The 25078-nt window shown below is 65.2% G+C and carries 22 protein-coding genes; 15 read left to right on the top strand and 7 right to left on the bottom strand.

Annotated elements, in window-relative coordinates; translation table 11 throughout:
* Positions 1-91: 91 nt before the first annotated feature.
* Complete coding sequence (locus tag LPW26_RS17995) at positions 92-2191, bottom strand: 3-hydroxyacyl-CoA dehydrogenase NAD-binding domain-containing protein (RefSeq protein WP_238736909.1); 2100 nt, start codon at positions 2189-2191, stop codon at positions 92-94.
* 136 nt (positions 2192-2327) lie between these two features.
* Here LPW26_RS17995 and LPW26_RS17990 point away from each other — a divergent pair, with 136 nt between their 5' ends.
* The 9 genes from LPW26_RS17990 (at position 2328) to LPW26_RS17950 (ending at position 12477) form a co-directional block, all read left to right on the top strand.
* Positions 2328-3206: an IclR family transcriptional regulator gene (locus tag LPW26_RS17990; RefSeq protein ID WP_238736908.1), complete on the top strand. Its 879-nt coding sequence runs from the start codon at positions 2328-2330 to the stop codon at positions 3204-3206.
* Positions 3207-3269: 63 nt separating this feature from the next.
* On the top strand, positions 3270-4067 hold the full coding sequence (locus LPW26_RS17985) for an ABC transporter ATP-binding protein (protein WP_238736907.1): 798 nt from the start codon (positions 3270-3272) through the stop codon (positions 4065-4067).
* A complete protein-coding gene (locus LPW26_RS17980) occupies positions 4064-4777 on the top strand; it encodes an ABC transporter ATP-binding protein (RefSeq protein WP_238736906.1) in 714 nt (237 codons plus the stop codon). The genes LPW26_RS17985 and LPW26_RS17980 overlap by 4 nt, the downstream gene beginning before the upstream one ends.
* Positions 4778-4788: 11 nt before the next feature.
* Positions 4789-5667, top strand: coding sequence for a branched-chain amino acid ABC transporter permease (locus LPW26_RS17975; protein WP_238736905.1), 879 nt, complete (start codon positions 4789-4791; stop codon positions 5665-5667).
* 2 nt (positions 5668-5669) lie between these two features.
* Positions 5670-6683 carry a branched-chain amino acid ABC transporter permease gene (locus tag LPW26_RS17970; RefSeq protein WP_238736904.1) on the top strand — a complete coding sequence of 338 codons (1014 nt, stop codon included), beginning with the start codon at positions 5670-5672 and terminating at the stop codon, positions 6681-6683.
* A gap of 312 nt (positions 6684-6995) precedes the next feature.
* Positions 6996-8225 (top strand): ABC transporter substrate-binding protein, encoded by a 1230-nt coding sequence (locus LPW26_RS17965; protein WP_238736903.1) that lies wholly within the window; start codon positions 6996-6998, stop codon positions 8223-8225.
* A gap of 149 nt (positions 8226-8374) precedes the next feature.
* Positions 8375-9610 carry an ABC transporter substrate-binding protein gene (locus tag LPW26_RS17960; protein ID WP_238736902.1) on the top strand — a complete coding sequence of 412 codons (1236 nt, stop codon included), beginning with the start codon at positions 8375-8377 and terminating at the stop codon, positions 9608-9610.
* Positions 9611-9793: 183 nt separating this feature from the next.
* A complete protein-coding gene (locus tag LPW26_RS17955; protein ID WP_238736901.1) occupies positions 9794-11020 on the top strand; it encodes an ABC transporter substrate-binding protein in 1227 nt (408 codons plus the stop codon).
* A gap of 227 nt (positions 11021-11247) precedes the next feature.
* Positions 11248-12477: an ABC transporter substrate-binding protein gene (locus LPW26_RS17950; RefSeq protein WP_238736900.1), complete on the top strand. Its 1230-nt coding sequence runs from the start codon at positions 11248-11250 to the stop codon at positions 12475-12477.
* A gap of 349 nt (positions 12478-12826) precedes the next feature.
* On the opposite strand, the gene LPW26_RS17945 is transcribed toward LPW26_RS17950, so the two are convergent.
* Entirely contained in the window at positions 12827-13327 is a 501-nt protein-coding gene (locus LPW26_RS17945) for a YciE/YciF ferroxidase family protein (RefSeq protein WP_238736899.1), read from the bottom strand.
* Positions 13328-13474: 147 nt separating this feature from the next.
* A complete protein-coding gene (locus tag LPW26_RS17940; RefSeq protein WP_238736898.1) occupies positions 13475-14644 on the bottom strand; it encodes a M20 aminoacylase family protein in 1170 nt (389 codons plus the stop codon).
* Positions 14645-14789: 145 nt separating this feature from the next.
* On the opposite strand from LPW26_RS17940, the gene LPW26_RS17935 reads away from it, so the two are divergent.
* The 4 genes from LPW26_RS17935 (at position 14790) to LPW26_RS17920 (ending at position 18486) form a co-directional block, all read left to right on the top strand.
* Positions 14790-16409, top strand: coding sequence for a GMC family oxidoreductase (locus LPW26_RS17935; protein ID WP_238736897.1), 1620 nt, complete (start codon positions 14790-14792; stop codon positions 16407-16409).
* A gap of 304 nt (positions 16410-16713) precedes the next feature.
* Positions 16714-17241: a hypothetical protein gene (locus tag LPW26_RS17930; protein WP_238736896.1), complete on the top strand. Its 528-nt coding sequence runs from the start codon at positions 16714-16716 to the stop codon at positions 17239-17241.
* A gap of 13 nt (positions 17242-17254) precedes the next feature.
* Positions 17255-17860, top strand: a complete 606-nt coding sequence (locus tag LPW26_RS17925) for a hypothetical protein (RefSeq protein ID WP_238736895.1) — start codon at positions 17255-17257, stop codon at positions 17858-17860.
* Positions 17857-18486: a hypothetical protein gene (locus tag LPW26_RS17920; RefSeq protein ID WP_238736894.1), complete on the top strand. Its 630-nt coding sequence runs from the start codon at positions 17857-17859 to the stop codon at positions 18484-18486. Before LPW26_RS17925 ends, LPW26_RS17920 begins: the two co-directional genes overlap by 4 nt.
* On the opposite strand, the gene LPW26_RS17915 is transcribed toward LPW26_RS17920, so the two are convergent.
* From LPW26_RS17915 to LPW26_RS17905, 3 genes are read right to left on the bottom strand one after another with little or no spacing between them, the layout of a single operon-like run.
* The gene (locus LPW26_RS17915) at positions 18481-19251 is read right to left on the bottom strand and encodes an ABC transporter ATP-binding protein (RefSeq protein WP_238736893.1); all 771 of its coding nucleotides are present in this window, start codon (positions 19249-19251) and stop codon (positions 18481-18483) included. The genes LPW26_RS17920 and LPW26_RS17915 overlap by 6 nt on opposite strands.
* Positions 19248-20339, bottom strand: a complete 1092-nt coding sequence (locus tag LPW26_RS17910; RefSeq protein WP_238736892.1) for a FecCD family ABC transporter permease — start codon at positions 20337-20339, stop codon at positions 19248-19250. Before LPW26_RS17910 ends, LPW26_RS17915 begins: the two co-directional genes overlap by 4 nt.
* The gene (locus LPW26_RS17905) at positions 20336-21424 is read right to left on the bottom strand and encodes an ABC transporter substrate-binding protein (RefSeq protein WP_238736891.1); all 1089 of its coding nucleotides are present in this window, start codon (positions 21422-21424) and stop codon (positions 20336-20338) included. The genes LPW26_RS17910 and LPW26_RS17905 overlap by 4 nt, the downstream gene beginning before the upstream one ends.
* Before the next feature lie 412 nt (positions 21425-21836).
* Here LPW26_RS17905 and LPW26_RS17900 point away from each other — a divergent pair, with 412 nt between their 5' ends.
* Entirely contained in the window at positions 21837-24089 is a 2253-nt protein-coding gene (locus LPW26_RS17900; RefSeq protein ID WP_238736890.1) for a TonB-dependent receptor, read from the top strand.
* A 108-nt stretch (positions 24090-24197) separates the two neighbouring features.
* On the opposite strand, the gene LPW26_RS17895 is transcribed toward LPW26_RS17900, so the two are convergent.
* Positions 24198-24638 carry a universal stress protein gene (locus LPW26_RS17895; protein ID WP_238736889.1) on the bottom strand — a complete coding sequence of 147 codons (441 nt, stop codon included), beginning with the start codon at positions 24636-24638 and terminating at the stop codon, positions 24198-24200.
* A 42-nt stretch (positions 24639-24680) separates the two neighbouring features.
* On the opposite strand from LPW26_RS17895, the gene LPW26_RS17890 reads away from it, so the two are divergent.
* On the top strand, positions 24681-25025 hold the full coding sequence (locus tag LPW26_RS17890) for a hypothetical protein (protein WP_238736888.1): 345 nt from the start codon (positions 24681-24683) through the stop codon (positions 25023-25025).
* Positions 25026-25078: the final 53 nt, after the last annotated feature.

Raw genomic sequence — 25078 nt, 5'->3', positions numbered from 1 at the left:
GGGGGGGGGGGGGGGGGGGGTCCCCAGGCACTGTGCCTGCGTCGCCCTCACCCCGGCCCTCTCCCGCAAGCGGGAGAGGGAGAACGAGAGATCACGCCGCCGCCTTGCTGGGCTGGCCGACCGAGGCGAAGGTCTTGCCTTCGTCGGCGAGCTTCTTCAGCAGCGGGGCGGGCTCCAGCGACGGGTCGTTGGTGGCCTTGGCGTAGTAGCTGAGCCGCTCGGCGATGTGCTTGAGGCCGACAGCGTCGGCGTAGTGCATCGGGCCGCCGCGGTAGATCGGCCAGCCGTAGCCGTACAGCCAGACCACATCGATGTCGCTCGGCCGCGCCGCGATCTTCTCCTCGAGGATGCGGGCACCCTCGTTGATCATCGGATACATCATGCGCTCGAGGATCTCGTCGTCGCTGACCTCGCGGCGCTTGAGGCCGAGCTTGGTCAGCGTATCGTTGATCAGCGTCTCGACTTCTGGATCCGGCAGCGGCGAACGCGAGCCGGCCTCGTACTTGTAGTAGCCCTTGCCGGTCTTCTGGCCGAAGCGGCCGGCTTCGCACAGCGCGTCGGCGATCTCCGACTTGATGCCGCGATCCTTGCGCGAGCGCCAGCCGATGTCGAGGCCGGCGAGATCGCCCATCGCGAACGGGCCCATCGGCATGCCGAACTTGGTGACAACGGCGTCGACCTGCTGCGGCAGCGCGCCTTCGAACAACAGCTTCTCGGACTGCTTGGAGCGGGCCGCCAGCATGCGATTGCCGACGAAGCCGTCGCAGACGCCGACCACGACCGGCACCTTGGCGATCTTCTTGGCGATCGACACCGCGGTCAGCAGCGCGTCCGGCGCAGTCTTGGCGCCGCGCACGATTTCGCACAGCTTCATGACGTTGGCGGGCGAGAAGAAGTGCATGCCGAGCACGTCCTGCGGACGCTTGGTGGTGGCTGCGATGTCGTCGACGTTGAGATACGACGTGTTCGAGGCCAGCACCGCGCCGGGCTTGGCGTAGGCGTCGAGCGCGGTGAACACTTCCTTCTTCACCGCCATGGTTTCGAACACCGCCTCGATGATCAGGTCGGCATCCTTGACGTTCTCGAGGCCGACCACGCCGGTGATCAGGCCCATCCGCTTGGCGGGCGCGTCCGCCGGAATGCCGCCGCGCGCCGCGGTGGCTTCGTAGTTCTTCTGCATGATGCCCATGCCGCGATCGAGCTGTTCCTTGCCGGTCTCGATCAGCGTCACCGGGATGCCCGCATTGGCGAACGACATCGCGATGCCGCCGCCCATGGTGCCGGCGCCGATGATCGCAACCCGCGACACCGGGCGCGGCTTGGTGCCGTCCGGCACGCCGTCGACCTTGGCGGCTTCACGCTCGGCGAAGAACGCGTAGCGCTGCGCCTTGGACTGATCGCTCGTCAGCAGCTTGAGGAAGCCCTCGCGTTCCTTCTTCATGCCCTCGTCGAACGGCAGATCGATCGCAGCACCCACCGCGTCGGCGCAGGCGAACGGCGCTTCGAGGCCGCGCGCCTTCTTGGTCATCGCCGCCACCGCATTGGTGAAGATCGAGCGGTCGGCCTTCGCGGCCGCGAGCTTGCTGTCGTCGTCGCGCAACCGGCGGGTCGGCCGCTTCTCGGCCAGGACCTTCTTGGCGAACGCCACCGCGCCGGCGGTCGGGCCTTCGACGATCTCTTCGATCAGCCCGTGCTTCAGCGCCTCGGCTGCGCCGATCGGGCTGCCGCCGACGATCATCTGCACCGCGAGCTCGGGACCGACCGCACGCGGCAGGCGTTGCGTGCCACCGGCACCCGGCAACAGTCCGAGCTTGACTTCAGGCAGACCGAGCTTGGCTTCCTTGACCGCAACGCGGAAGTGGCAGCCGAGCGCGACTTCGAGACCGCCGCCGAGCGCGGTGCCGTGAATCGCCGCGATGGTCGGCTTCGGTGAATTCTCCAGCGCCGCGATAACGTCATTGAGCGCCGGCGGCTGCGGCGGCTTACCGAATTCGGTGATGTCGGCGCCGGCGATGAAGGTGCGGCCCGCGCACACCAGTACAATTGCCTGGACCTCGGGGTCGGCGACCGCCGCATTGACGTTTTCCAGAATGCCGCGGCGAACAGCCGCACTGAGCGCATTGACGGGCGGACTGTCCACAGTGACGACCGCGATCGCATCCTGTCGTGCGCGTGTTACGACTTCGCTCATTGCATTCTCCTTGGTGCGTTTCTTGATTGATCGACAGATTTCGCACTGCGAAATTTAATTCCACATCTTGACAGCGAGGGTTATTTTGAAGAGCGTCGCTTGTCAACGACGACCATAATCAACAAACGCGCAGGGAATGAAGCGTCCTCCGAAAAAAGCCGCGACCGATCGCAGTTTCGTCGTCGCGTTGTCGCGTGGGCTCGACGTTCTGCGCGCGTTCGGACCCAACGACGGCCTGCTCGGCAACCAGGAAATCGCGGCGCGTACCAAGCTGCCGAAGCCGACGATCTCGCGACTGACCTACACGCTCACCAAGCTCGGTTACCTCACGCAGGTTCCGCGATTCGAGAAGTATCAGCTGGCTCCCGCGGCGATGTCGCTGGGCTACGCGGCGCTGGCCAATCTCGGCGTGCGTCATCTGTCGCAATCCTTCCGCGACGAATTGATGCAGCAGACCGGCGGCGCCGTCGCGGTCGGCGCGCGCGATCGGCTCAGCATGATCTACGTCGGTCAGGCGCGATCGAGCCTCACCGTCGGTGTGCAGCTCGATGTCGGCTCGCGCATTCCGATCGCAACCACCGCGATGGGACGTGCTTACTTGTGTGCACTGCAAGGTGACGAACGCGCAGCCTTGATGCGCGATCTTCGCGAATACTACGGCAGCCGCTGGCCGCGCATCAAGGACGGCATCGAGCGCTCCGACGAGATGGTCGCCCGCTACGGCTTCACCATCTCGGTAGGGGAATGGCAGGACGACGTGCACGCAGCCGGTGTCGCGCTGATGATGAACGACGGCACCGGGCCCTACGCGTTCAATTGCGGCGCACCGGCATTCCGCTTCACGGAAGAACGACTGATCAACGACATTGGACCTCGCCTATTAGCGATGGTAAGGAAAATCGAAGCGGCGCTCGGCGGGACAGCGGCGCCGCTATCAAGACGAACCGACAAATCTGAAAACAAGAAAACTAAGTCAGGAGGGAAAGTTGCGCGTGTCGTCGAGGGGATCAGGTAGCATCCGTCGTCACGAAGCGTGGCCGATGATCATGCTCCGCCGCCCGGTTCAGGGCCGCAGCCAATGATGCAGGCACATTCGGGACAAACAGCGTCACCGCTACTCGCGGTGCGCGACGTCAGCGTCGTATTCGGCGGCATTGTCGCGTTGAACGGCATTTCGTTCGACATGAAGAAGGGACAGATTCTCGGACTGATCGGCCCCAACGGCGCCGGCAAGACCACGCTGTTCAACTGCCTGTCGCGGCTGTATCAGCCGAGCAAGGGCGACATCCTGCTCGAAGGCGACAGCATCCTCACCCGGCCGCCGCATCGCATCTCCGAGATGGGCATCGGCCGGACCTTCCAGAACGTCGCTCTGTTTCCGAACATGACGGTTCTGGACAACGTGCGCGTCGGCACCCATGCGCGCTCCAACAGCGACATCGTCTCCGACTCGCTGCGCCTGCCGTGGATCCGCCGCGGCGAGAAGGACATGAACAAGCGCGTCGACGATATCCTCGGCTATCTCGAACTGCGCAGCGTCGCCCACACCGTGGTGTCGGGTCTGCCGTTCGGTACGCAGAAGCGAGTCGAGCTGGCGCGCGCGCTGGCGACCGAGCCGAAAATCCTGCTGCTCGACGAGCCGGCCGGCGGCCTCAACCACGAGGAAGTCTACATCCTCGGCGACCTGGTTCGGAAGATCCGCGACGATCGCGGCATCACCGTGCTGCTGGTCGAACACCACATGGGTCTGGTGATGTCGATCGCCGACCACGTCGTCGCGTTGAATTTCGGCCGCAAACTCGCAGAGGGAACGCCCCAGCAGGTGCAGAACGACCCGGATGTGATCAAGGCCTATCTGGGGAGCAAAGACCAATGACGGCGATGCTCAATGTTCGCGACCTGCGCGCTTACTACGGCCAGGTCCAGGCACTTCACGGTCTCGAATTCGAACTGCAGGAAGGCAGCCTGACCACCCTGCTCGGCGCCAACGGCGCCGGCAAGACCACCACGCTGCGGGCGATCTGCAACATGGTGCGTTCGACCGGCTCGATCGAGTTCCAGGGCAACAAGCTGTCGAACCGCTCGACCGAAGCGATCGTGCGCCTCGGCATCGCGCATGTGCCGCAAGGCCGCGGCACCTTCACGACGCTCACCGTGCAAGAGAACCTCGAGCTCGGTGCCATCAGCCGCAAGGACAAGAAGGCGATCACATCCGACATCGACCGGATGTACGCGCACTTCCCGGTCCTGAAGCAGCGTCACACCCAGCAGGCCGGCACGCTGTCCGGCGGTGAACAGCAGATGCTCGCGGTCGCCCGCGCGCTGATGCTGCGTCCGCGGCTGATGCTGCTGGACGAGCCGTCGTTCGGTCTCGCGCCGCTGGTGGTCCGCGATCTTTTCAAGATCCTGGGCAAGATCAACCGCGAAGACAAGGTCACCATCCTGGTGGTCGAACAGAACGCGCAGCTCGCGCTCGAACTGGCCGACCAGGCCTATGTGATCGAGACGGGTCGCATCGTGATGTCCGGCAAAGCGGACGACATCGCCAATAACGAAGACGTCCGTAAATCGTATCTGGGATACTGAGGAGACCGGCCATGGAACTTCTGCTCAATCAGGTCCTGGCAGGTATCGCCACGGGCGCCATCTATGCATGTATGGCGCTCGCCGTGGTGATGATCTATCAGGCGATCGACCACCTCAACTTCGCCCAGGGCGAAATGGCGATGTTCTCGACCTTCATCGCCTGGCAGCTGATGCAATGGGGCATCCCGTATTGGGGCGCGTTCCTGCTGACGCTGGCACTGTCCTTCGCGGGCGGCATCATCATCGAACGGGCGCTGTTCAAGCCGCTCGGCAACGCGCCGGTGCTGACCCACGTCGCCGGCTTCATCGCGCTGTTCGCGATCATCAACTCGGTCGCGGGCCTGACCTGGGACTTCACCATCAAGCAGTTCCCCTCGCCGTTCGGCTCCGCGCCGTTCCTGGGGAGCCAGCTGATCTCCACACATCAGGCCGGCATGATCGGCGTGACGCTGGTGCTGCTGCTGCTGTTGTACTTCTTCTTCCAGTTCACCCGGATCGGTCTGGCGATGCGGGCGGCGGCGGCGCAGCCTGAGTCGGCTCGTCTGGTCGGCGTCAACACCTCCTGGATGATCGCACTGGGCTGGGGCATGGCGGCGGCAATCGGCTCGATCGCCGGCATGCTGATCGCTCCGGTGGTGTTCCTCGAGCCGAACATGATGGGCGGCGTGCTGATCTACGGCTTTGCCGCGGCTGTGCTCGGCGGTCTGTCGAGCCCGCTCGGCGCGGTGATCGGCGGCTTCCTGGTCGGCATCTTCGAGAACCTCGCCGGCACCTACATCCCCGGTGTGGGTAACGAACTGAAACTGCCGATCGCGCTGGCGCTGATCGTCACGGTTCTGGTCGTCAAACCCACGGGCCTGTTCGGCCGCAACATCGTCAAGCGAGTCTGATCATGAGCGCCTTGCAGGAAACCGTTAACGACGCCCAGCCGATCGAAACCACGCCGAAGAAGTACATGGCGCTGGGCACCTACGCCTCCTTGGTGGTGTTGCTGCTGCTGTGCATCGCGCCGCTGTTCATGAAGAACTTCGTCATCTTCCAGATGACGATGGTCCTGATCTACGCCATCGCGGTGCTGGCGCTGAACATCCTGACCGGTGGTTCCGGTCAGTTCTCGCTGGGCCAGAGCGCGTTCTACGCGCTCGGCGCCTACACGTCGGCGATCATGATGGACACGTTCGGCGTCAATTACGCGCTGACGCTGCCGATCTCCGGTGCGATCTGCTTCATCGCCGGCTACCTGTTCGGCCTGCCGGCGCTGCGGCTCTCGGGCATCTATCTGGCGCTCGCGACCTTCGCGCTCGCCACCGCGATGCCGCAGCTCCTCAAGCTGCACTACTTCGAAGCGTGGACCGGCGGCGTCCAGGGCCTGGTCATCACCAAGCCCGACGCGCCGTTCGGCCTGCCGATCTCGCAGGACATGTACCTGTACTACTTCGTGCTGGTGATCTCGATCGCGATCTACGTCGCCTCGGTGAACCTGCTGAAGTCGCGCTCCGGCCGCGCCATGATGGCGATCCGCGACAACGAAATCGCGGCCTCCGCGATGGGCGTCGATGTCGCGCTGTACAAGACGCTGGCGTTCGGCGTCTCGGCCGGCATCACCGGCGTCGCCGGCGGTCTCGGCGCCATCGCGGTGCAGTTCGTGGCGCCGGACAGCTACACGATCCAGTTGGCCATCGCGCTGTTCCTCGGCATGGTGGTGGGCGGCGTCGGCTGGCTGCCGGGCTCGATCATCGGCGCGGCGTTCATCGTGTTCGTGCCGAACATCGCCGAGCACTTCTCCAAGGGTCTGTCGGGCGCGGTGTTCGGTCTGATCCTGATCGTGATCATCTTCGTCCTGCCGCACGGCGCGCGGCAGGTCGCCTACACGCTGCAGGGCTGGGTCCACAAGCTACGTAAATAAAGCGATCCGGTCTGACGAAGCCTCGGCCCCCGGCGATCGCTCGCCGGGGGCTTTTTCTTTGGGCGGACCAACCGGCGATGTCGCTTCGAGACGTCGCGACGGGCCGCGCTTCATAGGCACCGCGTCTACTCTGGAACATCGTCATGGCCGGGCTTGTGCCGGGCATGACGAAATTGAACTCTTCACGATAACCGCTGGCGCGCAGAATCCGCACCTGCAGGGCTGCCTCCAAGATAGGATGATGCAAATGAACGTCGATCGAGCGTATGGGTGAACTCTTCCGCGCCGCGTGCGCCCCTGCCCGAGATCATGATGCTGTCTTTCTGCCTCCACCACACGCGCCGTGCCGCGCTCCTCGTTTTGCTTGCCCTCGCCTCTGCCAGCGCGGCACTCGCCCAGAACGCCTACGATCCCGGCGCCAGCGACACCGCGATCCGGATCGGCAATCTGATGCCCTATTCGGGGCCGGCCTCGGCCTATGCGATCGTCGGCCGGATCGAGCAGGCGTATTTCCGGATGATCAACGACCAAGGCGGCATCAATGGCCGCAGGATCGAGTTCGTCTCCTATGACGACGCCTACAGCCCGGCCAAGGCGGTGGAGCAGACGCGCAAGCTGGTCGAGAGCGACGAGGTGCTGCTGATGTTCAGCCCGATGGGCACGCCGTCCAACGTGGCGATTCAGAAATATCTCAACGCCAAGGGCGTGCCACAGCTGTTCGCCGCCAGCGGGGCGACGCGGTTCGGCGATCCGAAGGCGTTCCCGTGGACGATGGGCTGGCAGCCGCCCTATCAGGTCGAGGGCCGGGTCTACGCCAAGTACATCCTGGCGACCAAGCCGGAAGGCCGGATCGCGGTGCTGTATCAGAACGACGATCTCGGCCGCGACCTTTTGAAGGGTCTGAAGGACGGCCTCGGCGACCGGGCCGGGATGATCCTCGCCGAAGAGAGCTACGAGGTGACCGAGCCCAGCGCCGATAATCACATCGCGCGGCTGAAGGCGTCCGGCGCCGACGTGTTCGTGTCGATCACCACGCCGAAATTCGCAGCCCAGAGCATTCGTCGCGCCGCCGAAATGGCGTGGCGGCCGCTCACCATCCAGGCGCTGGTGTCGGCCTCGATCGGCGCCGTGATCCGGCCGGCGGGCCTGGAGAACGCCCAGGGCCTGGTCTCGGCCGCCTACAACAAGGACGCGGCCGATCCGCAATGGGCGAACGACCCCGGCATGAAACGCTTCCACGCCTTCCTCGACGCCTATGCGCCCGACGTGAACCGCGGCGACAACTCCGTGGTCTACGGCTACGGCGCCGCGCAATGCCTGGTCGAAGTGCTGCGCCGCGCGGGCGACACCCTCACCCGCGCCAACGTGATGCGGCAGGCGGCGGGTCTTTCCGGCTACGCGCCCGACACACTGCTGCCGGGCATCACCATCACCACCGCGCCGGATGATTTTCACCCGATCGAACAGCTGCGGCTGATGCGCTTCTCCGGCGATCACTGGCAACTGTTCGGGCCGGTGATCAACGGCGAGTTGCGGAACTAACCTTTCGTTCCCCGGCGCTTCCATTTCCCGCCCGGCGGCTTGGTCGCAGGCGCACGCTATTGCTGCACTCGCGAGAAACGTGTTCAACTGACAACGAACTCACCAAGTTCGAACAACAAAGAAAACCCACGACCAAGGAGCCTTTGGGAATGCAAACTTATCGTTCGCGCGCGCTCGTCTTCTCAGCAGCCGTCGCGGTCAGCCTCGCAAGTTTCAGCGGCGCGGCTTTCGCCCAGAAGAAATACGACACCGGCGCATCCGACACCGAGATCAAGATCGGCAACATCATCCCCTATTCCGGCCCGGCCTCGGCCTACGGCACCATCGGCAAGACCGAGGAAGCCTATTTCCGGATGGTCAACGACAATGGCGGCATCAACGGCCGCAAGGTGAACTTCATCAGCTACGACGACGCCTATTCGCCACCGAAGGCGGTGGAACAGGTCCGCAAGCTGGTCGAGAGCGACGAAGTGCTGGTGGTGTTCAACCCGCTCGGCACCCCGTCCAACACCGCGATCCAGAAATATCTCAACGCCAAGAAGGTACCGCAGCTGTTCGTCGCCACCGGCGCAACCAAGTGGAACGATCCGAAGAACTTCCCCTGGACGATCGGCTGGCAGCCTTCGTATCAGAGCGAGGCGCAGATCTACGTCAAGTATCTGATGAAGGAGAAGCCGAACGCCAAGGTCGCCATCCTCTATCAGAACGACGACTTCGGCAAAGACTACCTGAAAGGCACCAAGGACGCGTTCGGCGCGAAAGCGGCCTCGATGATCGTCGCCGAGGAAACCTACGAGATTTCCGCCCCGACCATCGACAGCAACATCGTCAAGCTGAAATCGCTCAATCCCGACGTCGTGCTGCTGTACGTTACGCCCAAGTTCGGTGCCCAATCGGTCAAGCGGATCGCCGAACTCGGATGGAAGCCGCTGGTGATCATCACCAACGTCTCCGCCTCGGTCGGCAGCGTGATGAAGCCCGCCGGGTTCGAGAACGCACAGGGCGTGCTGTCGGCGAACTACGTCAAGGACGGCACCGACCAGCAGTGGGTGAACGATCCGAAGTTCAAGAACTGGCATGCCTTCGTCGAGAAATACATGCCGGGCACCAACAAGAACGACAGCAACATGGTGTACGGTTACGGCGCCGCTCAGACGCTGCACAAGGTGCTCGAAATGTGCGGCGACGATCTCACCCGCGCCAACGTCATGAAGCAGGCCGCCAGCCTGAAGGACTTCGAACCGGACACCCTGCTGCCCGGCATCAAGATCAACACCTCGGCGACCGACTTCGCGCCGATCAGCCAGTTGCAGATGATGCGCTTCAAGGGCGAACGCTGGGAGCTGTTCGGCGACATCATCTCGGGCGACGTCAAGACCGACTAAGCGCGAGCACCGCGCCAGACGCATAGCGTCTCGACACAACTCGCTCCAAGCGCTCAAATTATCACCCCCGGCGATCGCATCGCCGGGGGTTATTTGTTGCCGCGCCTGGACAAACAGGTTTCAATCCGCGCTACGCCGCCCGAGCAACGAGGCGGCGATACCAGGCCCAGGAGACGATCCCTAATGTCCTTTTCGCGTTCAAAACTCGCGGCGCTTTCGGCCGCTGCCCTGTTCTTCGCGGTGAGCAGCAACGCCGCCCTCGCCCAGAAGAAGTACGACCCGGGCGTGACCGACACCGAGATCAAGATCGGCAATGTCGAAGCCTATAGCGGCCCGGCGTCGGCCTACGGCGTCATCGGCAAGGCCGAAGAAGCCTATTTCCGGATGATCAACGATCAGGGCGGCATCAACGGCCGCAAGATCAATTTCATCAGCTATGACGACGCCTACTCGCCTCCCAAGACGGTCGAGCAGGTGCGCAAGCTGATCGAGAGCGACGAAGTCTTCCTGGTGTTCAACGCGCTCGGCACGCCGACCCAGACCGCGGTGCAGAAGTATCACAACGCCAAGAAGGTGCCGCAGCTGTTCGTGGCAAGCGGCGCGAGCAAGTGGAACGACCCGAAGGATTTCCCCTGGACGATGGGCTTCCAGCCGAGCTACCGCGTCGAGGCCCGGATCTTCGCCAAATACATCCTGAAGGAGAAGCCGAACGCCAAGATCGGTGTGTTCTACGCCAATGACGATTTCGGCAAGGACTATCTGCTCGGCCTCAAGGACGTGCTCGGCGCCAACTCCAAGCTGATCATCGCCGAAGAGAGCTACGAGACCTCCGAGCCGTCGATCGACGCCCATATCGTCAAGCTGAAGGACACCGGCGCCGACGTCTTCGTCAACATTTCGACGCCGAAATTCGCCGCCCAGGCGATCAAGAAGATCGCCGAGCTCAACTGGAAGCCGATGCATCTGATGACCGACGTGTCGATTTCGATCGGCGCGGTGATGAAGCCCGCCGGGCTCGACGCCTCGGAAGGCGTCCTGTCCGCCGGCTATCTCAAGGACGCGTCGGACGCGCAGTGGGACAACGACGAGGGCATGAAGAAATTCAAGGCCTTTCTCGAAAAGTACATGCCCGGCGCCAATATCTCCGACACCAATCTTGTGTACGGCTATACTGCAGCGCAAACCATGGTGCAGGTTCTCAAGCAGTCCGGCAACGATCTGACCCGCGCCAACGTCATGAAGCAGGCCGCCGGCATCAAGGATTTCGCCGCCGACACCCTGCTGCCGGGCATCAAGATCAACACCTCCGCGACCGACTTCGCGCCGATCGAGCAACTGCAGATGATGCGGTTTACCAAGGGTAAGTGGGAGATGTTCGGCGACATCATCAGCGCCGAAACCGGCGGCTAGCGCCGCAATGACCGAGGCGCATCCGCCGTCGCGAGCTATGCGAAAACGCGCCTCGGACTTTTACTAACAGCCACTGTTACTCCGCACTGCAACAAGCCTCTGCGACATGTCGCAGGGGCTTTTTGTTGCTGGTCCGGCGGGAAACGTGTTGTATGCTCCGGCAGGGCCGCCAAGAGCCCGAACAACAACAACACACAATCAACGTATCAAGAAAAGGGAGTCAGACAATGCCTTCACTCCGCACGCGCGCGGCTGCCCTCTCGGCCGTGCTTGCCTTCACGCTCGCGGCGTCGAGCAGCGCCATGGCGCAGAAGAAGTACGATCCGGGTGCCAGCGACACCGAGATCAAGATCGGCAACATCATGCCCTACAGCGGCCCCGCCTCCGCCTACGGGGTGATCGGCCGCACCGAAGCTGCGTACTTCAAGAGGATCAACGATGCCGGCGGCATCAACGGCCGCAAGATCAACTTCATCAGCTACGACGACGCCTATTCGCCGCCGAAGACCGTCGAACAGGCCCGCAAACTGGTCGAGAGCGACGAGGTGCTGCTGATCTTCAACTCGCTCGGCACGCCGCCGAACTCGGCGATCCACAAATACATGAACGCCAAGAAGGTGCCGCAGCTGTTCGTCGCCACCGGCGCGACCAAATGGAACGATCCGAAGGACTTCCCGTGGACGATGGGCTGGCAGCCCAACTACCAGAGCGAGACCCAGATCTACGCCAAATACATTCTAAAGGAGATGCCGAACGCCAAGATCGGCGTGCTGTATCAGAACGACGACTACGGCAAGGACTATCTCAAGGGCCTCGAGGACGGGCTCGGCGACAAGGCCAAGTCGATGATCGTGATGAAGGAGAGCTATGAGGTCTCCTCACCGACGATCGACAACCACCTCGTCAAGCTGAAGGCGAGCGGCGCCGATGTCTTCATCAACATCACCACGCCGAAATTCGCCGCCCAGGCGATCAAGAAGAACGCCGAGATCGGCTGGAAGCCGGTGCACTTCCTCAACAACGTGTCGGCCTCGGTCGGCAGCGTGATCAAGCCGGCAGGCTACGAAGCCGCGCAGGGCGTGATCTCCGCGGCGTATGTGAAGGACGTCAGCGACGATCAGTGGAAGAACGATGCCGGCATGAAGGAGTTTCTCGCCTTCATGGACAAGGACTTTCCGGACGGCAACAAGCTCGACGGCGGCACCATCGTCGGCTACGGCGTGGCGCAGACGCTGGTCGAAGTGCTGAAGCGGTGCGGCGACAACCTGACCCGCGAGAACGTCATGAAGCAGGCCGCGAGCCTGAAAGACTTCCGCACCGAAGTGCTGCTGCCCGGCATCACCATCAACACCTCGGCGACCGACTTCGCGCCGATCAGCCAGTTGCAGCTGATGCGGTTCAAGGGTGAGAAGTGGGAGCTGTTCGGCGACGTCATCAGCGGCGACGTCGGAGGATAGTAGTTGCACCACTGAAGTGGACGTGGAGAGCCCACGTCTCACACTCCGTCATGCCCGGCCTTGTGCCGGGCATCCACGCCTTGCCGACGGAAATCCAGTAAAGGCGTGGATGGCCGGGACAAGCCCGGCCATGACGGCATTCGTGGCATTGGGCGATAACCCCGTTCGTCATTGCTAGCACCCGATCGGCGCATCGCGCCGTCCTGGTACAGGCTCGCGAAGCAATCCAGCGCCGAGCACGGAGCTGGATTGCTTCGTCGCTTCGCTCCTCGCAATGACGGAGGCTTTGGGATCGCGGCTCGCCGCGCCGTGGCACGGCGGGCCGGCCCCATAGGATGACGCTTCGACGTTACGCCGCGGCTTCGTAGTTGATTTCGCTCTCCGCCAGCTTGCTGAGGTTGCCGTCGGTGGTCTTTTCCTGCTGCAGGGTCTGGTCGAGCAGTTTGACGGCGTCCTTCATGCCGAGCAGGCCGGCCCAGGTCTTCAGCGTGCCGTAGCGCGAGATCTCGTAGTGCTCCACAGCCTGGGCCGCGGCGAGCAGCCCGGCGTCGAGCGCCTCGGTCCCCTTGTACTCGCTCATGATCTCCTTGCCCTCTTCAAGGATCCCCATGATCGCGTCACAGGTCTTGCCGCGCGCCGGCTTGTCGAGGAGTTCGAAGATCTGCTCCAGACGATCGATCTGACCCTCGGTCTCGCCTTCGTGCTTCTCGAACGCGGCGCGCAGCTTGTCCGAGGTGGCGGCCTTCGCCATCTTCGGCAGCGCCTTCAGGATCTGCTTCTCGGCGTAGTAGATATCCTTGAGCGTATCGAGGAAGAGGTCGTTGAGGGTCTTGTCCTTGGCAGCGGCCATTGTCGTCTCCGGTTGGTGATGGGGGGTCGTCTCTGACGAGCGCCCAACGCAACTTCGGAGCGATAGTTCCTGTATCTTCGCGCAGCCGACAGGGCGCGGCTGCGCGAAGCGTGGCGGCCGATCATCTGATCCGGGCTCGCCCGCGGCTCAGGCCGCGAGCTGGGTCTCGACCAGCTTGATCCAGTACGACGTGCCGTACACGATGGCATCGTCGTTGAAGTTATAGGCCGGGTGATGAAGCCCGGCGCTGTCGCCGTTGCCGATGAAGATGAAGGCGCCCGGGCGTGCTTCCAGCATATAGGCGAAGTCCTCGGCGCCCATCAGCGGCGGCATCGACACCACGTTGGCGTCGCCGGCGATGTCGCGGGCGATGCGCTGCGCCACCTCCGTCTGCTCGGCGTGATTGACCACCACCGGATAGCCGCGCTCGTAGTCGACGGTGATCTTGGCGCCGGTCGATTGCGCCACGCCGGCCGCGACCTCGTGGATGCGCTTCTCGACGAGATCGCGAACCTCGGCCGTCAGCGTCCGCACGGTGCCCTTCAGCTCGGCGACCTGCGGAATGACGTTGCGGGCGTTGCCGGCGTGGAATTCGCAGATCGACACCACGGCGGCCTCCAGCGGGTCGACGGTGCGCGACACGATCGACTGCAGCGCGTTGATCAGCTGCGCGCCGACCAGCACCGAGTCGATGCACATATGCGGCCGGGCGGCGTGGCCGCCGACGCCCTCGATGCGGATGTCGACCGAATCGGTCGAGGCCATGATCGGCCCGGGGCTGATCGCGAAGGCGCCGACCGGGATGCCGGGGCCGTTGTGCATGCCGTAGACCTGCTCGATGCCGAAGCGGTCCATCAGGCCGTCCTTGATCATCGCGGCGGCGCCGGCGCCGCCCTCCTCGGCCGGCTGGAAGATCACCACCACATCGCCGGCGAAGTTACGGGTCTCGGCGAGATAGCGCGCGGCGCCGAGCAGCATGGCGGTGTGGCCGTCATGGCCGCAGGCGTGCATCTTGCCGGGCACCTTGGAGGCGTAAGGAAGATCTGTCGCCTCCTCGATCGGCAGCGCGTCCATATCGGCGCGCAGCCCGATCACCTTGAGCTCGCCCGAGGCCGGCTTGCGGCCGCGGATCACGCCGACCACGCCGGTGCGGCCCAGCCCGGTGACCACCTCGTCGCAACCGAATTCGCGCAGCCGCTCGGCAACGAACGCCGCGGTCCGGTCGACGTCGTACATCAGCTCGGGATGCTGATGGATGTCGTGGCGCCAGGCCATGATCTCGGGTTGCAGGTCGGCGACGCGGTTGATCACGGGCATGAGGCTGACAGTCTCCAAATTTCACGAACCGAAATGGCAGGCTAGCCGCCCTGCCGCTTCGCAGCAACTGTACAGCGTCGTCGCAGCGGTCTAAGCGTCTGCAAAATCACGACGTCATGGGACGCAGCCGGGTGGGATGGAACGCATGACCGCGCAGATCGAGGGCGAATTCGACTATATCGTGGTCGGCGCGGGCACCGCCGGCTGCATCGTCGCCAATCGGCTGTCGGCCGACCCGAATTGCCGGGTGCTGCTGCTGGAAGCCGGCGGCCGCGACAACTGGATCTGGTTTCACATCCCGGTCGGCTATCTGTTCGCGATCGGCAATCCGCGCTCGGACTGGATGTTCAAGACCGATCCGGAGCCGGGCCTCAACGGCCGCTCGCTGGCCTATCCGCGCGGCAAGGTGATCGGCGGCTCGTCGGCCATCAATGCGATGATCTCGATGCGCGGCCAGGCCGCCGATTACGATCACTGGCGCCAGCTCGGACTGTCCGGCTGGGGCTGGGACGACGTGCGGCAGGCGTTCCGCCGGCTGGAGGACCACTTCCTCGGCGACAGCGAGCATCACGGCGCCGGCGGCGGCTGGCGAATCGAGGCTGCGCGGCTGTCCTGGCCGATCCTCGACGCGGTGGCGAGCGCGGCCGGCGAGATGGGCATCCCGCGCAGCGCCGATTTCAACACCGGCGACAACGAGGGCGTCGGCTATTTCCACGTCAACCAGAAGCGCGGCCGGCGCTGGTCGTCGGCGCGCGGCTTCCTCAAGCCGGCTCTGCATCGCCGAAACTTGCGGCTGGAGACGAATGTCCTCACCGATCGCGTGCTGGTCGAGAACGGCCGCGCCGTCGGCGTGCGATTCTTGCAGAACGGCGTGGCAGTGGAAGCACGGGCGAGGCGTGAGGTGGTACTGTGCGCCGGCTCGATCGGCTCGGTGCAGGTGCTGCAGCGCTCGGGCATCGGCCCGGCCGAATGGCTGGCGCCGCTCGGCATCGCGCCGGTGCTGGACCGTCCCGGCGTCGGCCGTAATCTGCAGGACCATCTGCAGCAGCGCGCGATCTACCGGATCAGCGGCGGCCGCACGCTCAACGACATCTATCACTCGCTGCCGCGGCGCGCCTGGATGGGCCTCGACTACGCGTTCCGCCGCCGCGGCCCGCTGACCATGGCGCCGTCGCAGCTCGGCATCTTCACCCGCTCCGATCCGCACCAGGAGCGCGCCAACATCCAGTTTCACGTGCAGCCGCTATCGCTCGACAAGTTCGGCGATCCGCTGCATCGGTTTTCCGCCATCACCGTCGCGGCCTGCAATCTGCGGCCGACCTCGCGCGGCGAGATCAAACTGAAATCGACAGCGCTCGACGCTGCGCCGTCGATCGCGCCGCATTATCTCGAGACCGAAGACGACCGCCAGGTCGCCGCTGACGCGATCCGTGTCACCCGGCGGCTGATGAAGCAGGCGTCCCTGGCGAAGTATCACCCCGAGGAATATCTACCCGGCTCCAAAGTCGGCGACGACGATGCTTCACTCGCCAAGGCGGCCGGCGATATCGGCACCACGATCTTCCACCCGGTCGGCACCGCCAAGATGGGCCTCGCCAGCGACCCGATGGCCGTGGTCGACGAACGCCTGCGCCTGCACGGCCTCGAAGGCCTGCGCGTGGTCGACGCCTCGGTCATGCCGACCATTACCTCCGGCAACACCAACACCCCGACCGCGATGATCGCCGAGAAAGGCGCGAGCATGATCGTGGAGGACGGGAAGTAAGCGGCGAGAGACGCAGCGAGAAAGCACGATCGATCGGGGCTCGACTCGTGCGGGCATGCGTCTTGCGTTGCCGCGCCGATCCGAGCGACCAGCATTGCCGAGCAATGCCACTCGATCTTGCGACTATTCTAAAGTTCGGGAAGAAACACGTCAGACCATGACGTTACACGGATCTGCAATGATCGCCGCACGCTTTGCGTGAGCTCCGGAAATTGCTGCAGCCTGGCATTGCTGTTACGCAGCCAGGATATCGCGTCGCTGCCGTCGGCATCGCGCTTCCGTCACTCCGTGAAGTACACGTCATATGAACATAGTTGCGGACACACGCCCCACGATCATCGTGGAGGGCGAGGAGAATCTCATCCATATCGCCTACGACGCGGTTGCCGCGTATCACGGGCAAGCCGCGCTGGCGATGCTGGCGGTGACGTTTCAGGCGCTACGGCTGATGCTGCCGGCGCTATCGCCGCAGCGACCGCCACGCCGCGCCGATCTCGTCGTGGTCAGCGGACATCCCGGTCCCGGCGTACGCGACGCGTTCGAATTCGTGACCCGCGCGGTGACGCGAGGCGTCTACACCGTCGACCGCGCGCTGCCACATGCGCGGCTGTGTCCGGGCGTCGACATGTCCTATAGCTGGCGGCTGTCGGCAGGTGATCGCAGCGTCGGGGCCGCGCTACGCGCCGGCGTGGTGCCGGAGCGGTTCTTCGAACTGATCGCCCGCGGCGGCGCTCGCAGCGACGAAGAGAACGTCGAGTTGTCGGCGCTGAAGCGACGCGTTGCCGACGACGTGCTGGCCGCTGCGCCGGACACGTTGTTCGAGCGGCTGTGATCCGGATTTCGCCGTGAAGACCATCATCCGCCCGTTCTGCGGCCACAAGACATCATCGGCAGCCTGGGCCGAACGGCTCGCCGCTCTCGACTGCAACGTTCGCGACGTCGACCTCTATGCGCTCGACGCCACGCTGCTCGGCAGCGCCGATGCGCTGCTGATCGGCATGCACATGGATCAGCGCTTCCTGCAGGCGAACACCGCGCTGCTCGACAACTACGTCGCCGCCGGCGGCCGCGTGGTGATCAGCGGACACGTCGCCCACCCGTTCCTCACAGGCCTTTCCCCGGTGCAGCCGCTGGACGGCGGCAGCATCGCCGATCTCACCGTGTCCCGCGCGACCACGCATCCGATCTGGGACGGCGTCGCGCTCGACGACCTCACCTTCCGCCGCGGCGTCGCCGGCTTCTACGGCCATGCATGGCACGTCCCGCCCGACGGCGCGACGGTGATCCATACGCTCGGGCCCGCCGCTCGCCCGCTCGACTTCATCTATCCGCTCGGCCGCGGCACCGTGCTGCTGCACGGCGGCAACGATCTGTGGAGCTTCGGCGGCGACGACACTTCCCGTCGGCTGCTGCCACAACTCATCACCTGGCTGGTGGAGGCGCGCTCATGACCGTGGCAGTACTCGACGGCGGCACTTACTATCATCACGAGACGATCTTCGGGGACCGCTTCCGCGACCGTTTCGACCGCGTGATCTATACGCCGGCACTGACCGCCGACGACCTCGTCGAACCGACGCTGCTGATCGTGCCGGATCGGACGAATCCCGAGCTGATGCGCCGGCACCGTCCTCTGCTCACGGACTATCTCGCCCGCGGCCGCACCCTGGTCGTGCTCGGCGAATCCGATGCGGAGACTTGGGCGCCGGGCGTGCGAAGCGCCGCGCGGCCGACCAATTTTTGGTGGTGGCTCGACCCCGCGCAGAAACCGCCGCACCAGTTCGTCGCGCCCGATCACGAGATGTTCGGCCACGTCGCCCCGGACTCGACGATCTGGCACATCCACGGCGTGCTGTTTCCGCCGGAGGGCGCGCAGCCGCTCGTCACTGTGCCGGAGGATCGTGACGGTCGCGATCCTGGCGGCGCCCTCTTGTACGATGACCGCGTCTCGACGCCGGGCCGTCTGATCGTCTCGACGCTCGATCCGTTCTACCATCACGGCAGCCGGTTCATGCCGGCGACGACCCGCTTCCTCGACGGCTTCCTGCGCTGGGCGCAAGCCACCGCGCGGTCATGACGGCACAGTGCCAGCTGCGTCGGCCGACAGCCGATGCACCGGCACGGTCGCCTCGATGCGCGCGCCGTCCGCCTCGATCGTGACACGGCGCACCGGCACGCCGTAGACACGCGCCAGATTGGCTTCGTCGAGCGTGGTGTCGGCGGGGCCGAACACCGGCTCGCCTGCCATCATCAGCACCTTGTCGGCCACCGCCAGCGCGTGATCGGGATGATGGGTGGTGAACACCACCGTCATGCCGTCGTCGCGCACCAGGCGACGGATCAGCCGCAGCACCACGCCTTGATTGGCGAGATCGAGCGCCGAGGCCGGCTCGTCGAGCAGCAGCACCCGACAGTCGCAGGCCAGCGCGCGGGCGAACAGCACGAGCTGGCGCTGGCCGCCGCTCAGCCGGTCGTAGCGACGCTCGGCGAGCTCGGCGATACCAACAGCATCGAGACAAGCTTCGGCGCGGGCGAGATCGCGCCGGCCCGGTGCGCCGAATCGGCCGAGATAGCGGCTGCGACCGAGCAGCACCATGTCGATCACCCGATAGCCGACGTCGCCGCGCAGCGCCTGCGGCACCACGCCGACGACGCCGTCGACGCTGATCCGCCCCTGCTTCAACGCCAGCGTCGCCGCCAGCGCCCGCAGCAACGTCGTCTTGCCGCAGCCGTTCGGCCCCAGGATCGCGGTCGACTCGCCCTCAGCCACAGCAAACGACAGATCGCGAAACAGCCATTGCTCCGGCCGGAACCAATGCCCGGCCTGTTCGACCCTGATCATGCCGCCTGTCCTCTCGCATGCCGGCGCAGCAACCAGGCGAACACCGGCGTGCCGACGATCGCAGTGACGATGCCGACCGGAATCTCTGCCGCCGACAGATCGCGCGCCAGCGTGTCGGCCGCCATCAGGAAGGCCGCGCCGGCCACGGCCGACACCGGCAGCAGCCGGCGGTGATCGGCACCGACCACCATGCGCACGAGATTGGGAATCACCAGGCCAACCCAGCCGATCGTGCCGGACACCGCGACCTGTGCCGAGATCGCCAGGCAGGTCGCGGCCAGCAGGATGACGCGGTCGCGGCCGGGCTCGACGCCGAGCGTCCGCGCTTCCTCGTCGCCGAGCGACAGCACGTTGACGCGCCAGCGCATCGCCAGCATCACGCCGCCACCGACGATGGTACACGCCGCCAGCAGCGCAAGGTTCGGCCAGCTCGCCGCAGCGAAACTGCCGAGTAGCCAGAACACGATGCCGGGCAGCTTCACTTCCGGATCAGCAATGAACGTGACGAAGCCAACCAGCGCGCCGCAGAACGCACCGACCACGACGCCAGCGAGCACCAGCGTCAGCACCGGCGAGACGCCGTCGCCGCGATGCACCAGTAGCACCGCAGCGAGCGCCAGCGCGGCGCCGCCGAATGCCCCGAGATGAACCGGCAGGCCGAAGCCGAACAGCAGAATCGCGACGACGCCGCCGAGCGACGCGCCGGACGCCGCACCAATGGTCTGTGGGCCGACCAAGGGGTTGCGAAACATGCCCTGCAGCACGGCACCGGAGAGCGCCAGCCCGGCCCCCGCGATTCCGGCCATCAGAACGCGCGGCAGCCGCACCGTGGTCACGACGATGCGCTCGGTCGGCGTCCAGCTCGCGGCGGCCCAGCCCGACGGCAGCCAGCCGGCCGGGTCGACACCGAACAGGCCGAGCAGGTCGTGCAGCAGAATGCCGAACACGTGCGCGGCCGGCACCTGATAGCGCCCCGCCGACAGGCACAGCATCGCCGTCACCACCGGCAGCAGCACCAGCGCTGCGATCGCGATCGGGGCAGCGACCGGTCGGCCGGGCCGGCCCGCAGCGGCATCAAGCAGACTCATGGCATCGCCGCAAATCTTGCGTAGCCGGCGGAGCCGCCATTCTGCCGCGCATGCAGGATGTCGTCGATCTCGCTGTCGACCAGGGCGTGACCGTACAGGAACGTGTACCAGCCGCGCATCTCGGCGCGCAGATCGGTCGCGACGCGCGCCGGATGCAGCAGAGCCGCGAGCCAGGTCCAGGCCAATGCCGACTCGTGGCTCGGCGGGTCCCATCGATAGCCGCCGAGCGGAACGCGATACACCCGCCGCTGCCTCACCGCCGCAACACCCTGCAGCCTCGGATCGCGATACAGATCGTCGGGCGTCGCCGTATCGAAGTTACCGAGCAGAATGACGTCCGGATTCCAGACCAGCAGTTGCTCGAGCGTGACGGTGCGGCTGCCGCCGATCTCCGCGGCGGCGTTGCGGCCGCCCGCCGTCCTGATCACGAAATCCGAGTAGGAGTCGCGACCGGCGGCGGCGAACGAATCCGACGCGCGCGTCAGATGCAGGACGCGGGGACGCTCGGTGTCGTGCAGGCCACCGAGCGCGGTGGCGAGCCGGTCGCGCCGCTGTCGCTGCCGTTCGATGATCGCGGCCGCGCGCGGCGCCTGTCCCGCGAGCCTCCCCATCATCATGATCGCGCCTTCGACCTCGTCCTGGCCGCCGTAGCGCAGCCCCAGCACGGTCAGTCCGGCGCGGTCGAGCATCGCGATCGGCTCGTCGCCGGACGTCGCCCATTGCAGCACGGCGTCCGGATGCAACGCCATGATCGCTTCGACATTCGGCACGACGCCGGCACCGCGCGTGATGCCGGTCGGGATCTTGTCGAAGGATGGAAAGATGCGACCGAGAATACCCGACTGCATCGCGCTCGCCGAAGCCGGGTTCATGCCGGCGACATGCGCAGCGGAGCGGTCGATCGCCATGTAGGTCGACGGCGCCGGCATCGGCAGGAAGACGACGCGCTGTGCCGGTGCAGGGACCGCAACGGTGCGGCCGCGCTGATCGGTGAGCTCGCCGGCATGCACCGAGCCGAGCATCGCGACGACGACGACGATCGCGGCAACAACTGATGATCTCGTCCGACGCAGCGATGGCAACATGAATTCAACGCCTCTCGGGCCGGCGACGATCGCGCGGCGAATTGACGTGTCTTCATAGGGTGACGATGCGAAAACACAAAACCAAAACAGCTCCCGCCAATCGCAAGCGAGGCCCAACGAAATAGAATCGTTCAACGCGTGAGCGCACACGGTTGAAAGCCGTACTAATCGCACTTCCGCAAAGCGCGCATTGCAATCTGTAATGTGTCGAAGTTTGCATCCGCATGGTAGCAGGCGAACCGCCCGCTAACGTTGGGATGGTGGTGGAAGAGGTAACGACGCGTTAAGGACCCGCTCACGGTTCGTGAGCTGGGGGACGTTACTAATGATGCAAAGAACAATCACGCTCGAAACCAGAAAGAGCGCACCACTCGCGTCGACCTGCGGATTGAGCCTCGCGCTCGCGTGCGTGATGACAGCGGGATCGAGCGTCGGTGTTCGGGCCCAGACCGCGGAGACTTCGACGCAGCGCGCCCGTCACGTCTTGCCGGAAGTGCGCGTCGAATCGGCGAATTCGTCGCGGCTGCAGCGCGCGCCACGCTCGAACACCGGTCAGGCGACGCGCCGGTCGTCGACACGTGGTCCCAAGCCGCAGCAGGCTCCGCAGGCCGCGGCGGTCGGCGCCGCTGCGAGCGCCGATAATTCTCTGAAGCCGATGGGCGGCAAGCTGCCGCAGGCTGGTATCCCGCATCCGGCGCAGCAGAGCATCACGGTCGTCGACCGCGCGCAGATCGAGCAGACCAGCCCGACCAGCCTGCTCGACATTCTGCAGAATGTCCCCGGCGTGTCGATCGCGCGTGCCGGCGGCATCGGCGGCCAGATCTATCTGCGCGGCTTTTCGTCCAACAACTGGCGCTCGCCGATGTACATCGACGGCGACCGCTTCCGCGGCCGCAATACGCTGCAGCTCAATTACTTCGCGCCCGAAGAGATCGAGCGCGTCGAGGTGGTTCGCGGGCCGGCCTCGGTGGTGTACGGCTCGGAGGCGATGACCGGTCTGGTCAACGTCGTCACCCGGCGGCCGAACGTCGATCCGTTCGGACCGTGGCGGCTTGCGCATGGCGGCTTCTCGGCGGGCTACAGCTCTGTCGACAACGGCTTCAGCACCTACGAATGGGCGCAGGCGGCGGGCCTCGGCTTCGACGTGCTCGGCGGCGTCAGCTATCGCAAGGGCGGCAATTATCACACCCCGAGCGGCCCGGCGCTCAACAGCGACTACGAGAGCATCGGCGGAAATCTGCGGCTCGGCTGGTCGCCCACCCGCGACCAACGCTTCGAACTCACGCTGCGCGACTATTGGGAAGAAGACGGCCGCGCCGGCGGCGTCGGCGGGGCCCCGGGCTGGCCGTATACGCAAGTCCGCCAGCAGCCGAACCAGGTGCACATGGCGAAGCTGTCTTACGCGGGCGACTTCACCGATCAGCTGGTTCAGCACGTCGAGGGATCGTTCTACGCCAATTACTTCGACACCAAGCTCGCCACCGTGAACACCGCGACGCCGGGAGTCCTCACCCGTTCGGTGAGCCACGTCGGTGGCCCGCTGGTGATCGGCGGCCGGGCCCAGGGCGTAATCCCGTGGGAGCCGGCGCGCTGGGGACTGGTGAAGACGACGTTCGGGATCGACGGCTTCCAGGAATGGCGGCCCGGCAGCACGTCGTGGTCGGTGCGGCAGACCGCGACGACGTCGACGATCACGCCCGAAACCAAAACCGGACCGGACAATACCCAAGCCAATGTCGGCGCCTTCGTGCTGAACGAATGGACCCCGTTCAAGCTGCTGACGTTGTCGGCCGGCGGCCGGTTCGATTGGTTCAACACGACGTCCGAATTGTCGCCGGTCAGTTCGGCGAAGGCGCTCGAGGTGCTTCGCCGCAACGCCGATGTCAGCACCACTGCGCCGACCGGCAGCTTCGGCGCCACCGTTCACGTGACGCCGATCCTCGATCTGCTCGCCTCGGTCGGCACCTCCTATCGCTATCCGACCAATTCCGAGCTGTTCGCCTTCTCGGCCACCACGATTCCGAATCCGGAGCTGAAGCCGGAGACCGGCCTCACCTACGAGGGCGGCTTCCAGCTCAACTTCCCGACCGCCACCGTCAAGGTGACGGCGTTCGACAGCCACTACGCGAACTTCCTGCAGACGGTGTTCGTCAATTACAACGGCTCCTCGATGATCCAGCGGCAGAACGTCGGCCACGCCACGGTGAACGGCGTCGAGGCCGAGTGGCGCTGGCAGGCGACGCAGTCATTCAACCTGTACGGCAACGCCGCCTGGCTGCAGGCGACCAACACCGACACAGGCACGCCGCTGCCGTTCATCGCGCCGTGGAAGGGCCGGGTCGGCGTACAATACGCCCCGCTCGGCTCCGGCTACTCGCTCGGCGCGGCCGTCGACTGGGCGGCTGCAAAGACCCGCATCAGCACATCTGAGGAATACCCGACCGCGAGCTACGCTGTGCCGAGCCTGTATGCGTCGTTCGACCTCGGCGTTCTGATCTCGCCCCGCCTCGGCGACACCAAGCTGCATATCAGCCTGCAGAACATCTTCGACACGCGCTATGTGAGCGCAGCGACCTATGTGAACAAGTCCTACGCCCAGTCGATGTACAACCCGCTGCTCGAGCCCGGTCGCAACTTCACCGCCCGGCTCACGCATACGTTCTGAGGCCACGACCTCACCCGGCCCGGTCCGCGGGCCGGGTTCGCGGGCGGAGGATCAGTCTGTTCCGAGCTGCTCACGGGCGGCGCGGCAAGCTGCTCGCCACCAGCCCGATCAATGCGCGATCAGCATCGGGATCGTCACTACGCCCAACAGCGATCGCGTCACCCCGCCGAACAGCAATTCGCGTTTCGGCGAGTGACTAAAGGCGCCGAGCACGATCAAGTCCGATCGATCGTCGGCGGCGAAGCGACGGATCACATCGGCGACCGGCGTCCCCTTAGACTGCAGTTGCTCGACCCGAGCCGTCACGCCGTGACGACTCAAAAGATGCGCAATATCCGCGCCCGGCTCGGGCCCATGCAGCGGATTTTTGCCCGCGTCGATGACGACCACCGCGACCGACTCCGCCGCTTTCAGGATCGGCAGCGAGTCGGTAATCGCGCGCCGCGCCTCGCGGCTTCCGTTCCAGGCCAGTAGCACCTTGGTCGCAACCGGCCCATCGTGCCAGCCTTGCGGAACGATCAGATGCGGCACGCCGGACGACAGCAGCATCCGCTCCGGCGACCATGGCGCGGACAGGCCTCCCGGAGCTGGATGACCGACCACGACCAGATCGGTGTGCAGGCAATGCAGCCGCGCGAGATGGTCGGCATCGTCGTCGCGGATGACGCGAAATTCGAACGACGAATTGCCGCGCTCGGCCAAAGTCTCGAAGCGCAAACTTGCGTCCGACCGCGCGTTGCGTTCGGCGAGGCCGTGTCGTTCAAGCATCTCCCGGATCGCGCCGCCGCCTTGGATGAAATTGTCGGATCGGTCGTTCTGCCACGCGTTCGGCTGGATGTAGACCCCGATCAAATGCGCGCCGTGCCGCAACGCCAGCTCCGCGGCATAGCGAATCCGCGCCTCACAGGCGCTGGTCGGGTCGACGAAAACGACTAGTGATTTCAGGGACATTCCGCTCGCCCTCGGTTGAGGTCAGCCGTGGTACACGG

It is taken from the genome of Rhodopseudomonas infernalis (assembly GCF_022271405.1).
Classification (GTDB): domain Bacteria; phylum Pseudomonadota; class Alphaproteobacteria; order Rhizobiales; family Xanthobacteraceae; genus Rhodopseudomonas; species Rhodopseudomonas infernalis.
This window is presented reverse-complemented; position numbering and strand designations above follow the sequence as displayed.